Below are 13,138 nucleotides of genomic sequence, written 5' to 3'. Positions count from 1 at the left end.
GCGGCTGAAGAGGGCGCCTAGTGTACAGCCTGTCCGGGCAAGTTGTTGCCTTTTGCGAGTGGGCTCAAAGCGGCAGTTGGCGGGTGAGTGCAACGGCTTGACGGTACTCGCCATGCAGGCGTTCGATCAGTGCCTGAGTGGTCGGCAGGTCGTGGATTTCACCGACACCCTGGCCGGCGGACCAGACTGTTTTCCAGGCCTTGGCCTCCTCGTCCAGGGGCTTGAGGCGGGCCTGTTCATGGCTGCTCTTCAGGCTCTCCAGGTCGTAGCCGGCCTGCTTCAGACTTTGCCGCAGGAAGCTTGCCGGGACACCGGAGACAGCAGGGGTATGAATGATGTCGGCCGCCTGGGCTTCAATCAGCATGTTTTTGTAGGCACTCGGGGCCTGGCTTTCTTGAGTGGCGATGAAGCGCGTGCCCATGTAGGCCAGGTCTGCGCCCAGTAGTTGTGCGGCGAGCACTTGCTCGCCGTGGTTGATACAGCCGGCCAGCAGCAGGGTCTTGTCGAAGAACTGGCGGATTTCAGCGGCCAGGGCGAATGGGCTCCAGGTGCCTGCATGCCCACCGGCGCCTGCCGCCACCGCAATCAGGCCATCGACCCCGGCTTCGGCGGCCTTCTGCGCGTGGCGGCGAGTGGTGACGTCATGAAACACCAGGCCGCCATAACTGTGCACTGCGTCGACCACTTCCTTCACCGCGCCAAGGCTGGTGATGACAATTGGCACGCGGTGTTCGACGCACAAGGCCAGATCCGCCTGCAGGCGCGGGTTGCTCGGGTGGACGATCAGGTTCACTGCATAGGGCGCTGGCGCCGACAAATTCGCCAGGCCCGACTCGATTTCCTCCAGCCAAGCCTTGAAACCAGCGCTGTCGCGCTGGTTGAGGGCTGGGAAGCTGCCCACCACGCCATTGGCGCAACACGCCAGGACCAACTGTGGGTTGGAGATCAGGAACATCGGCGCGGCGACTACCGGCAGGCGCAGGCGTTGTTCGAGCAGGGCGGGCAATGACATGGCAGGATTCCTATGCGGACGGCTGATTTGCTCAGAACGGTTTGACCACCACCAGAATTACGATACCCAGCAGAATCACCACTGGCACTTCATTGAACCAGCGGTAGAACACGTGACTGCGGGTGTTGGTGCCGGCGGCGAAGCGTTTGCGTTGCGCGCCGCACATGTGATGGTAGCCGGTCAGCAGGATCACCAAGGTGAGCTTGGCATGCAGCCAGCCTTGGCTCAGCCAGCCGGGGGTGAGGTAGAGCATCCAGATGCCGAAGACGAACGTGGCGATCATCGCGGGGTTCATGATGCCGCGGTACAGCTTGCGCTCCATTACGGTGAAGCGTTCCTGGCTGATGCTGTCCTGGCTCTGGGCGTGGTAGACGAACAGGCGCGGCAAGTAGAACAGGCCGGCGAACCAGCAGACCACGCTGACGATATGCAGCGCCTTGATCCATAGATAAAGCATGGAGGGTGTTCCTTCAGGTTTTCACGGTCGTCAGATAGTAGTGGTGAAGCGCCTCCAGGTGCATCCCAAGAGTTGTTACAGGCGGCTAGCGCCCCTATTATCGTGCGCTTTCCAGTCGGATCGTTGATAAGGGGCAAGCGTTATGATCAAGGTCGGTATCGTCGGCGGCACGGGTTACACCGGCGTCGAACTGTTGCGTCTGCTGGCGCAGCACCCTCAGGCCGAGGTTGCGGTCATCACCTCGCGCTCCGAGGCCGGTGTGGCGGTTGCCGACATGTATCCGAACCTGCGCGGTCACTATGACGGCCTGGCCTTCAGCGTGCCGGACAGCAAGACCCTGGCTGCCTGCGACGTGGTGTTTTTCGCCACACCGCACGGTGTGGCCCATGCCCTGGCCGGCGAACTACTGGCCGCTGGCACCAAGGTGATCGACCTGTCCGCGGACTTCCGCCTGCAAGACGCGGTTGAGTGGGGTAAATGGTACGGCCAGCCGCACGGCGCACCGGAGCTACTCAAGGACGCGGTCTACGGGCTGCCTGAAGTGAACCGCGAGAAGATCCGCCAGGCGCGCCTGATCGCCGTGCCGGGTTGCTATCCAACCGCCACCCAGCTGGGTTTCCTGCCATTGCTCGAAGCGGGCCTGGCTGACCCTTCGCGACTGATTGCCGACTGCAAGTCGGGGGTGAGTGGTGCTGGCCGTGGTGCGGCGGTGGGCTCGCTGTTCTGTGAGTCGGGCGAGAGCATGAAGGCCTATGCGGTCAAGGGCCACCGGCACCTGCCGGAAATCAGCCAGGGCCTGCGCCAGGCTGCCGGCCAGGATATCGGCCTGACCTTCGTGCCGCACCTGACGCCGATGATCCGCGGTATCCATGCCACGTTGTACGCGACTGTGGTCGATACCTCGGTCGACCTGCAGGCGTTGTTCGAGAACCGTTATGCCAACGAACCGTTCGTCGACGTAATGCCGGCCGGCAGCCACCCGGAAACCCGTAGCGTGCGTGGCGCCAACGTTTGTCGAATTGCCGTGCATCGCCCGCAAGGTGGCGATCTGGTGGTGGTGCTGTCGGTGATCGACAACCTGGTCAAAGGCGCGTCTGGTCAGGCTGTGCAGAACCTCAATATCCTGTTCGGCCTGGATGAGCGCATGGGCCTGTCCCACGCGGGCCTGTTGCCGTAAAGCATTGCATTGATGAAAAGGCCCGCCGAGAGCGGGTCTTTTCATTGGGGGCGACTAAAGCCGCACAATTGTTGACCGATTTTCTCGGAGAAGCGGATAATGCGCGTCATCGAGTTTTATGGCGGCACTGCGCCGGGAGAGTCAACATGAGCGTCGAATCCTTCACCCCCACGGCTTTGGAATTCACCCAAGGTGCTGCACATAAGGTGAAGACCCTGGTCAGCGAAGAGGGCAATGATCGTCTGAAGTTGCGTGTATTCGTGACAGGTGGCGGTTGCTCGGGCTTCCAGTACGGCTTCACCTTCGATGAAGAGGTGGCTGAAGACGACACCATCGTCGAGCGCGAAGGCGTTTCGCTGGTGGTCGATCCGATGAGCTACCAGTACCTGGCGGGCGCGGAAGTGGATTACCAGGAAGGTCTGGAAGGCTCGCGCTTCGTGATCAAGAACCCTAACGCTGCTACGACCTGCGGCTGCGGATCTTCGTTCTCGATCTAAGCATCGCTAAGCAAAACGCCGCGCAATTGTGCGGCGTTTTGCTTTGTGCTGTGGCTTCAAGCCGGATAGATAGCGCCGAGAACGCGCAAACCCTTGGCCGCCGTCACGCTCGGGCGATTGGCGGGGATGCCTTCCAGACAGCAGTGGGCAAGCCAGGCGAATGCCATGGCCTCGACCCAGTCCGGATCGATGCCATGCGCTGCGGTACTGGCCACCTGTACGCCGGGCAGCAGGGCAGCCAGGCGCCGCATCAGTGTGCCGTTGCGGGCACCGCCACCGCACACCAGCACCGCTTCGGTGCCTGTCTGGGCGTTACGCAGTGAGTCAACGATGCTGCGTGCGGTCAGCTCAAGCAGTGTGGCCTGCACATCTTCGTCGCGATACGTCGTCAGCTCAGCCAGGTGGCTGTCCAGCCAAGGCAAGTTGAACACTTCGCGGCCGGTGCTTTTTGGGCCGCTGCCGGCAAAGAACGGATCGGCCAGTAAACGACTGAGCAGGCTTTCGATCACTGTGCCGCTGGCAGCCCAGGCGCCATCGGCGTCGTAGGGCAGGGCGTGTTTGCGTTCGATCCAGGCGTCCAGCAGAACATTGCCAGGGCCACAGTCAAAGCCATGCACTGGTGTGGCCTGGTCAATCAGGCTGAGGTTGCTGAAACCGCCGATATTGAGCACCGCCAGCCGCTGGCCGATGTGGCTGAACAGCGCCTCGTGGAAGGCTGGTACCAGAGGAGCGCCTTGTCCGCCGGCGGCGACATCGCGGCGGCGGAAGTCACCCACTACACAGATTCCCGTGAGTTCGGCCAGCAGGGCTGGGTTGCCAATCTGTACGGTAAAGCCGCGGGCAGGTTCGTGGCGGATGGTCTGGCCATGGCTGCCGATCGCGCGAATGGCCTCGGGCGCCAAGCCCTGTGCCGCAAGCAGGTGCTTGATGCCTTCTGCTGCGAGGCTCGCCCAGCGGTTTTCTGTCAGGGCAGCGCGGGCTATCTCGTCGGGGCCGCTGGCGCACAGGCCGAGCAGCTCCTGGCGCAAATCGGCAGGCATGGGTAGATAGTGAGTAGCGAGCAGCCGAGGCTGCTCGTGGTGTTCGATCAAGGCGATGTCCAGGCCGTCGAGGCTGGTTCCGGACATCACCCCCAGGTAGTAGGCCATAGGCTCAGCGCTTGTTCGCGGCGAGCAGGGTGGCCTTTTCCTGATCCATGCGAGCGATCAGCGGTTGGCTCTGCTGCATGAAACGTTGGCGCTCGGCTTTGGCGATTGGATCGGCCATAGGCACTTTCTGGCTCAGTGGGTCGACGTGCACGCCATTGACTTGGAACTCGTAGTGCAAGTGCGGGCCGGTGGACAGGCCAGTGGTGCCGATGTAGCCGATGATCTGCCCTTGCTTGACCGAGCTCCCGGTCTTGATGCCTTTAGCGAAGCCTTGCATATGGCCGTAGAGCGTCTTGTAGCGGTTGCCATGGGCGATGATCACGGTATTGCCGTAACCGCCGCGACGGCCAGCCAGTTCGATCCGGCCATCGCCAGCAGCCTTGATTGGCGTGCCGCGAGGGGCTGCATAATCGACACCCTTGTGCGCGCGGATCTTGTTCAGGATCGGGTGCTTACGCCCATTCGAGAAGCGCGAGCTGATTCGGGCAAAGTCCACTGGGGTGCGGATGAACGCCTTGCGCAGGCTGTTGCCATCGGCCGTGTAGTAGTTGGTGTTGCCCTGTTTGTTGGTGTAGCGCACGGCGGTGTAGGTCTTGCCGCGGTTGGTGAAGCGTGCAGAGAGAATGTTGCCGGTGCCGACCACCTTGCCATCCATGACCTTCTGCTCGTAGACCACGTCGAATTCGTCGCCTGGGCGGATGTCTTGGGCGAAGTCGATGTCGTAACCGAGCACTCGCGCCATATCCATGGTCATGCTGTGCGACAGGCCGGCGCGTTGGGCCGAAGCCGACAGCGAGCTCTTGATCACGCCATGGGCGTAGGCGGTGCGCACCACAGGCTTACTGACTTCGCGGGCGAAGGTGTAGCCCTTGTCGGTTTTACTCAGGCGGATGGTTTCAAGGCTGCTGACTTTGCTGTGCAGGTTGGTCAACTGGCCGTCTTTGTCGAGTTCGAATTGCAGCACCTGGCCATGCTTGAGCTGGCTGAACTGCTTGGCTTGCTTGCCGCTGGCCAGCACGTCATGCACGACATTGGCCGGCAGGCCGACCTTGGCGAACAGGGTCGAAAGGGTATCGCCGCGGGCAACCACCACCTCACGGTGGCCTGGCGCCTTGGCCTCGGCTTCGGGCTTGCTTTCAGCACTTGGAGCTTCAGCGGTTTTCGCGGCCGGAGCTTCGGCGTTTTCAATCTGGGCGAAGGGCGAGCCTTGTTCGCCTTGAGTCTGCACCAGCGGTGCAGCGTTGGATTCGTCTTTGAGCTGCTCGGCTGGGGTTTCCAGCTCAAGGCTGAGGGTGGTTTTCTTGGCTTCCACTTCGCTCGAAGGGAACACCAGCAAGGCCAGACTGAGGAGGGCGGCAATGCCGCTCGCGGCCAACAGATGGCTTTTCGGATAAAGCGGAGGCGCTTTAGGCGTTTCGTTGGTCATAGGAAAGGTGACTTTGAAAAAGGTGAAATGGAAAAGATGAATGACATGATGAAGATGAAATAACTGTATAAAATATAACCAAATCCGGTTTCGCGCAAGGGCGCGTAGACGCCGCAAGGCGCTAGGTAGGTCACATTCCATTGCCAAACTTGTATTTGACGGCCGATCTTGTATGGTTGGCTCCCTTTGAATCTGAGCCTTGCGGGTCTTTCTATGAAGTCGGTTGAAGAGCAGCTGGCGCTTATCAAGCGCGGTGCGGAAGAGGTGTTGGTCGAGTCGGAGCTGGTCGAAAAGCTCAAGCGCGGTCAGCCGCTGCGTATCAAAGCGGGCTTTGACCCGACTGCACCCGATCTGCACCTGGGCCATACGGTGTTGATCAACAAGCTGCGCCAGTTCCAGGATCTGGGTCACCAGGTGATCTTCTTGATCGGTGATTTCACGGGCATGATCGGTGATCCGAGCGGCAAGAGCGCCACGCGTCCGCCGCTGACCCGTGAGCAGGTCCTGGACAATGCCGAGACCTATAAACAGCAGGTGTTCAAGATCCTCGACCCGGCCAAGACCGAAGTCGCCTTCAACTCCACCTGGATGGACAAGCTGACCCCGGCCGACTTCATTCGCCTGGCTTCGCAGTACACCGTGGCGCGAATGCTTGAGCGTGACGACTTCGACAAGCGCTACACCACCAATCAGCCGATCGCGATCCATGAGTTCCTCTACCCGCTGGTGCAGGGGTACGATTCGGTCGCGCTGAAGGCGGACGTCGAACTGGGCGGTACCGACCAGAAGTTCAACCTGCTGATGGGGCGCGAGTTGCAGCGCGCCTACGGCCAGGAGGCGCAGAACATCGTCACTATGCCGTTGCTCGAAGGTCTGGACGGTGTGAAGAAGATGTCCAAGTCGCTGGGCAACTACGTCGGCATCCAGGAAGCACCAGGGGTTATGTACAGCAAGCTGGTGTCGATCCCCGATACCTTGATGTGGCGTTACTTCGAGCTGCTGAGCTTCCGTTCCATGGAAGAGATCGAGCAGCTGCGTGCCGATGTTGAGAAGGGGGCTAACCCGCGAGACATCAAGATCAAGCTGGCCGAAGAGATCGTTGCGCGCTTCCATGGTGAAGAGGCGGCGGCCAATGCTCACCGCGCTGCGGGTAATCGCATGAAAGATGGTGAGCTGCCGGAAGACATTCCTGAGATCGAAATCGGCGCCGCTGAAGACATGCCGATTGCTGCCATCCTGAACAAGGCTGGTCTGGTGAAGAACTCGGCTGCAGCCCGTGACCTGCTCAATGCGGGTAGCGTGAAAGTCGATGGTGAGGTGGTTGACCGGAGCTTCGTGTTTGCCATGGGCGCCAGCCATGTCTGCCAGGCGGGCAAGAAGGCCTTCGCGCGGATCTCGCTGAAGGCGGAGTAAGGGCTGCTTCTATATAGAAGGATGTTCGCTGCTATATAGATAGAGAGCGGGGAGGCCGAAAGGTCTCCCCGCTTTGCTTTTAAGAAGTTAACTGTAACACCGCTAAAGGTTGGACGTTGCAGCACCCTGTGGAAGCGGGCCCGCGCCGCGATTCTGACCCTAATTTCAACAATATTGCGGTTTATTGAAATTAAGGGTTGACCCCCTCTCAGATCCCCTTATAATGCGCCGCACTTCCAGCGTAGTTTGAACGGAAAACTCCTTGAGTATCAACGAGTTAGATGTTTCAGGCAGTACTGGAGGTGCTTCGATCTTCTGATCGGCAGCGGTGAAAAAGGTAGTTGACAGCAGCTTGTAACGCTGTAGAATTCGCCTCCCGCTACGAGAGATCGCAAGCGAGTCAAGTGTTTGAAGTTGAACGAGTTTCTCGCAAAATACTTCGAAATAAACGCTTGACAGACGCAGAGGAAAGCGTAGAATGCGCGCCTCGGTTGAGACGAAAAGCTCTTAACCAAACGCTCTTTAACAAATTGAATCAAGCAATTCGTGTGGGTGCTTGTGAGTACGGTTTGATAGTCGCCAAGATTATCAGCATCACAAGTGGCCACATGAGCAATCATAGTAGTCATTTGAGATTGCTGAGCCAAGTTTAGGGTTTCTTAAAAACCCAAGCAGTATTGAACTGAAGAGTTTGATCATGGCTCAGATTGAACGCTGGCGGCAGGCCTAACACATGCAAGTCGAGCGGATGAGAAGAGCTTGCTCTTCGATTCAGCGGCGGACGGGTGAGTAATGCCTAGGAATCTGCCTGGTAGTGGGGGACAACGTTTCGAAAGGAACGCTAATACCGCATACGTCCTACGGGAGAAAGCAGGGGACCTTCGGGCCTTGCGCTATCAGATGAGCCTAGGTCGGATTAGCTAGTTGGTGAGGTAATGGCTCACCAAGGCGACGATCCGTAACTGGTCTGAGAGGATGATCAGTCACACTGGAACTGAGACACGGTCCAGACTCCTACGGGAGGCAGCAGTGGGGAATATTGGACAATGGGCGAAAGCCTGATCCAGCCATGCCGCGTGTGTGAAGAAGGTCTTCGGATTGTAAAGCACTTTAAGTTGGGAGGAAGGGCAGTAAGATAATACCTTGCTGTTTTGACGTTACCGACAGAATAAGCACCGGCTAACTCTGTGCCAGCAGCCGCGGTAATACAGAGGGTGCAAGCGTTAATCGGAATTACTGGGCGTAAAGCGCGCGTAGGTGGTTTGTTAAGTTGGATGTGAAAGCCCCGGGCTCAACCTGGGAACTGCATCCAAAACTGGCAAGCTAGAGTACGGTAGAGGGTGGTGGAATTTCCTGTGTAGCGGTGAAATGCGTAGATATAGGAAGGAACACCAGTGGCGAAGGCGACCACCTGGACTGATACTGACACTGAGGTGCGAAAGCGTGGGGAGCAAACAGGATTAGATACCCTGGTAGTCCACGCCGTAAACGATGTCAACTAGCCGTTGGAATCCTTGAGATTTTAGTGGCGCAGCTAACGCATTAAGTTGACCGCCTGGGGAGTACGGCCGCAAGGTTAAAACTCAAATGAATTGACGGGGGCCCGCACAAGCGGTGGAGCATGTGGTTTAATTCGAAGCAACGCGAAGAACCTTACCAGGCCTTGACATGCAGAGAACTTTCTAGAGATGGATTGGTGCCTTCGGGAACTCTGACACAGGTGCTGCATGGCTGTCGTCAGCTCGTGTCGTGAGATGTTGGGTTAAGTCCCGTAACGAGCGCAACCCTTGTCCTTAGTTACCAGCACGTTATGGTGGGCACTCTAAGGAGACTGCCGGTGACAAACCGGAGGAAGGTGGGGATGACGTCAAGTCATCATGGCCCTTACGGCCTGGGCTACACACGTGCTACAATGGTCGGTACAGAGGGTTGCCAAGCCGCGAGGTGGAGCTAATCTCACAAAACCGATCGTAGTCCGGATCGCAGTCTGCAACTCGACTGCGTGAAGTCGGAATCGCTAGTAATCGCGAATCAGAATGTCGCGGTGAATACGTTCCCGGGCCTTGTACACACCGCCCGTCACACCATGGGAGTGGGTTGCACCAGAAGTAGCTAGTCTAACCTTCGGGAGGACGGTTACCACGGTGTGATTCATGACTGGGGTGAAGTCGTAACAAGGTAGCCGTAGGGGAACCTGCGGCTGGATCACCTCCTTAATCGAAGACATCAGCCTGCTGATGAGCTCCCACACGAATTGCTTGATTCACTTGTATAAAGACGATGCTGTAACGCGACCCTGTTATAGGTCTGTAGCTCAGTTGGTTAGAGCGCACCCCTGATAAGGGTGAGGTCGGCAGTTCAAATCTGCCCAGACCTACCAATTACTTGGTGCAGCCTAGGTAATACGGGGCCATAGCTCAGCTGGGAGAGCGCCTGCCTTGCACGCAGGAGGTCAGCGGTTCGATCCCGCTTGGCTCCACCACTCTTTCAGGTTTCGCAGCACTGCTAGAACTTAGAAATGAGCATTCCAATGTGAATGTTGATTTCTGACTTTTGTCAGATCGTTCTTTAAAAATTCGGATATGTGATAGAAATAGACTGAACGCTGCTTTCACTGGCAGTGGATCAGGCTAAGGTAAAATTTGTGAATGCTCGCAAGAGCGAACGAATTTTCGGCGAATGTCGTCTTCACAGTATAACCAGATTGCTTGGGGTTATATGGTCAAGTGAAGAAGCGCATACGGTGGATGCCTTGGCAGTCAGAGGCGATGAAAGACGTGGTAGCCTGCGATAAGCTTTGGGGAGTCGGCAAACAGACTGTGATCCAGAGATCTCTGAATGGGGGAACCCACTCAGCATAAGCTGAGTATCTTGTACTGAATACATAGGTGCAAGAGGCGAACCAGGGGAACTGAAACATCTAAGTACCCTGAGGAAAAGAAATCAACCGAGATTCCCTTAGTAGTGGCGAGCGAACGGGGACCAGCCCTTAAGTTGGTTTGAGATTAGTGGAACGCTCTGGAAAGTGCGGCCATAGTGGGTGATAGCCCCGTACACGAAAATCTCTTATCAATGAAATCGAGTAGGACGGAGCACGAGAAACTTTGTCTGAACATGGGGGGACCATCCTCCAAGGCTAAATACTACTGACTGACCGATAGTGAACCAGTACCGTGAGGGAAAGGCGAAAAGAACCCCGGAGAGGGGAGTGAAATAGAACCTGAAACCGTATGCGTACAAGCAGTGGGAGCCTACTTTGTTAGGTGACTGCGTACCTTTTGTATAATGGGTCAGCGACTTATATTCAGTGGCGAGCTTAACCGAATAGGGGAGGCGTAGCGAAAGCGAGTCTTAATAGGGCGTTTAGTCGCTGGGTATAGACCCGAAACCGGGCGATCTATCCATGGGCAGGTTGAAGGTTAGGTAACACTGACTGGAGGACCGAACCGACTACCGTTGAAAAGTTAGCGGATGACCTGTGGATCGGAGTGAAAGGCTAATCAAGCTCGGAGATAGCTGGTTCTCCTCGAAAGCTATTTAGGTAGCGCCTCATGTATCACTGTAGGGGGTAGAGCACTGTTTCGGCTAGGGGGTCATCCCGACTTACCAAACCGATGCAAACTCCGAATACCTACAAGTGCCGAGCATGGGAGACACACGGCGGGTGCTAACGTCCGTCGTGAAAAGGGAAACAACCCAGACCGTCAGCTAAGGTCCCAAAGTCATGGTTAAGTGGGAAACGATGTGGGAAGGCTTAGACAGCTAGGAGGTTGGCTTAGAAGCAGCCACCCTTTAAAGAAAGCGTAATAGCTCACTAGTCGAGTCGGCCTGCGCGGAAGATGTAACGGGGCTCAAACCATGCACCGAAGCTACGGGTATCACCTTTTGGTGATGCGGTAGAGGAGCGTTCTGTAAGCCTGTGAAGGTGAGTTGAGAAGCTTGCTGGAGGTATCAGAAGTGCGAATGCTGACATGAGTAACGACAATGCGAGTGAAAAACTCGCACGCCGAAAGACCAAGGTTTCCTGCGCAACGTTAATCGACGCAGGGTTAGTCGGTCCCTAAGGCGAGGCTGAAAAGCGTAGTCGATGGAAAACAGGTTAATATTCCTGTACTTCCGATTGTTGCGATGGAGGGACGGAGAAGGCTAGGCCAGCTTGGCGTTGGTTGTCCAAGTTTAAGGTGGTAGGCTGAGATCTTAGGCAAATCCGGGATCTCAAGGCCGAGAGCTGATGACGAGTTGCCTTTAGGCGACGAAGTGGTTGATGCCATGCTTCCAAGAAAAGCTCCTAAGCTTCAGACAATCGGGAACCGTACCCCAAACCGACACAGGTGGTTAGGTAGAGAATACCAAGGCGCTTGAGAGAACTCGGGTGAAGGAACTAGGCAAAATGGCACCGTAACTTCGGGAGAAGGTGCGCCGGCGAAGGTGAAGGGCTTGCCCCGTAAGCTTTTGCTGGTCGAAGATACCAGGCCGCTGCGACTGTTTATTAAAAACACAGCACTCTGCAAACACGAAAGTGGACGTATAGGGTGTGACGCCTGCCCGGTGCCGGAAGGTTAATTGATGGGGTTAGCGCAAGCGAAGCTCTTGATCGAAGCCCCGGTAAACGGCGGCCGTAACTATAACGGTCCTAAGGTAGCGAAATTCCTTGTCGGGTAAGTTCCGACCTGCACGAATGGCGTAACGATGGCGGCGCTGTCTCCACCCGAGACTCAGTGAAATTGAAATCGCTGTGAAGATGCAGTGTATCCGCGGCTAGACGGAAAGACCCCGTGAACCTTTACTATAGCTTTGCACTGGACTTTGAATTTGCTTGTGTAGGATAGGTGGGAGGCTTTGAAGTGGGGACGCCAGTTCTCATGGAGCCATCCTTGAAATACCACCCTGGCAACTTTGAGGTTCTAACTCAGGTCCGTTATCCGGATCGAGGACAGTGTATGGTGGGTAGTTTGACTGGGGCGGTCTCCTCCCAAAGAGTAACGGAGGAGTACGAAGGTGCGCTCAGACCGGTCGGAAATCGGTCGTAGAGTATAAAGGCAAAAGCGCGCTTGACTGCGAGACCCACACGTCGAGCAGGTACGAAAGTAGGTCTTAGTGATCCGGTGGTTCTGTATGGAAGGGCCATCGCTCAACGGATAAAAGGTACTCCGGGGATAACAGGCTGATACCGCCCAAGAGTTCATATCGACGGCGGTGTTTGGCACCTCGATGTCGGCTCATCACATCCTGGGGCTGAAGCCGGTCCCAAGGGTATGGCTGTTCGCCATTTAAAGTGGTACGCGAGCTGGGTTTAGAACGTCGTGAGACAGTTCGGTCCCTATCTGCCGTGGACGTTTGAGATTTGAGAGGGGCTGCTCCTAGTACGAGAGGACCGGAGTGGACGAACCTCTGGTGTTCCGGTTGTCACGCCAGTGGCATTGCCGGGTAGCTATGTTCGGAAGAGATAACCGCTGAAAGCATCTAAGCGGGAAACTTGCCTCAAGATGAGATCTCACTGGGATCTTGAATCCCCTAAAGGGCCGTCGAAGACTACGACGTTGATAGGTTGGGTGTGTAAGCGCTGTGAGGCGTTGAGCTAACCAATACTAATTGCCCGTGAGGCTTGACCATATAACACCCAAGCAATTTGCTAGCGCGAATTGCGGTGGTGAAGACGAAAGACCCGAAAGTTCGTACTCACAACTATCGCATATCCGAATTCGCTGGGCTGTCCATCTGGACATTCTGGCTACAGAATTTCTTGACGACCATAGAGCATTGGAACCACCTGATCCCATCCCGAACTCAGTAGTGAAACGATGCATCGCCGATGGTAGTGTGGGGTTTCCCCATGTGAGAGTAGGTCATCGTCAAGATTCATTTCGCAAAACCCCTATCTGCGTGAGCAGGTAGGGGTTTTGTCTTTCCAGACCTGCTATACCCCGCGCCCGATACCTGGCCTTGCCGCACCCCTTGTGGGAGCGGGCTTGCCCGCGAAAAGGCCGCAACTGACACCCCGCTCCACC

7 protein-coding genes, 2 tRNA genes and 3 rRNA genes are annotated in these 13,138 nt (G+C 56.7%); 8 read left to right on the top strand and 4 right to left on the bottom strand.

Translation table 11 applies throughout. The features are described 5' to 3' along the window. Positions 1–64: 64 nt before the first annotated feature. A complete protein-coding gene (locus HU737_RS20215; RefSeq protein WP_186552653.1) occupies positions 65–1,012 on the bottom strand; it encodes an NAD(P)H-dependent flavin oxidoreductase in 948 nt (315 codons plus the stop codon). A 31-nt stretch (positions 1,013–1,043) separates the two neighbouring features. Continuing rightward, positions 1,044–1,469: a protoporphyrinogen oxidase HemJ gene (gene hemJ, locus HU737_RS20210; RefSeq protein WP_186552652.1), complete on the bottom strand. Its 426-nt coding sequence runs from the start codon at positions 1,467–1,469 to the stop codon at positions 1,044–1,046. A gap of 142 nt (positions 1,470–1,611) precedes the next feature. Between hemJ and argC the strand changes: the two genes are divergently transcribed. Both argC and erpA read left to right on the top strand, forming a co-directional pair. After that, positions 1,612–2,646, top strand: a complete 1,035-nt coding sequence (gene argC / locus HU737_RS20205) for an N-acetyl-gamma-glutamyl-phosphate reductase (protein ID WP_186552651.1) — start codon at positions 1,612–1,614, stop codon at positions 2,644–2,646. Between the two features lie 146 nt (positions 2,647–2,792). Next, positions 2,793–3,143, top strand: coding sequence for an iron-sulfur cluster insertion protein ErpA (gene erpA / locus HU737_RS20200; protein WP_186552650.1), 351 nt, complete (start codon positions 2,793–2,795; stop codon positions 3,141–3,143). Between the two features lie 56 nt (positions 3,144–3,199). On the opposite strand, the gene HU737_RS20195 is transcribed toward erpA, so the two are convergent. Together HU737_RS20195 and HU737_RS20190 are read right to left on the bottom strand one after the other, a co-directional pair. Then, positions 3,200–4,291 (bottom strand): anhydro-N-acetylmuramic acid kinase, encoded by a 1,092-nt coding sequence (locus tag HU737_RS20195; RefSeq protein ID WP_186552649.1) that lies wholly within the window; start codon positions 4,289–4,291, stop codon positions 3,200–3,202. 4 nt (positions 4,292–4,295) lie between these two features. Then, positions 4,296–5,717, bottom strand: a complete 1,422-nt coding sequence (locus HU737_RS20190) for a peptidoglycan DD-metalloendopeptidase family protein (RefSeq protein ID WP_186552648.1) — start codon at positions 5,715–5,717, stop codon at positions 4,296–4,298. A gap of 213 nt (positions 5,718–5,930) precedes the next feature. On the opposite strand from HU737_RS20190, the gene tyrS reads away from it, so the two are divergent. The 6 genes from tyrS (at position 5,931) to rrf (ending at position 12,988) form a co-directional block, all read left to right on the top strand. After that, positions 5,931–7,130 carry a tyrosine--tRNA ligase gene (gene tyrS / locus HU737_RS20185; protein WP_186552647.1) on the top strand — a complete coding sequence of 400 codons (1,200 nt, stop codon included), beginning with the start codon at positions 5,931–5,933 and terminating at the stop codon, positions 7,128–7,130. A 679-nt stretch (positions 7,131–7,809) separates the two neighbouring features. Next, positions 7,810–9,346, top strand: a 16S ribosomal RNA gene (locus tag HU737_RS20180). Between the two features lie 87 nt (positions 9,347–9,433). After that, a tRNA-Ile gene (locus tag HU737_RS20175) sits at positions 9,434–9,510 on the top strand. 26 nt (positions 9,511–9,536) lie between these two features. Then, a tRNA-Ala gene (locus HU737_RS20170) sits at positions 9,537–9,612 on the top strand. 238 nt (positions 9,613–9,850) lie between these two features. After that, positions 9,851–12,743 (top strand): 23S ribosomal RNA (locus HU737_RS20165). Positions 12,744–12,872: 129 nt separating this feature from the next. Then, positions 12,873–12,988: ribosomal RNA gene (rrf, locus tag HU737_RS20160) — 5S ribosomal RNA — on the top strand. The 16S, 23S and 5S rRNA genes sit together here with 2 tRNA genes alongside, the layout of an rRNA operon. Positions 12,989–13,138: the final 150 nt, after the last annotated feature.

Origin of the sequence: Pseudomonas urmiensis (assembly GCF_014268815.2) — a bacterium.
Taxonomy (GTDB): domain Bacteria; phylum Pseudomonadota; class Gammaproteobacteria; order Pseudomonadales; family Pseudomonadaceae; genus Aquipseudomonas; species Aquipseudomonas urmiensis.
This window is presented reverse-complemented; position numbering and strand designations above follow the sequence as displayed.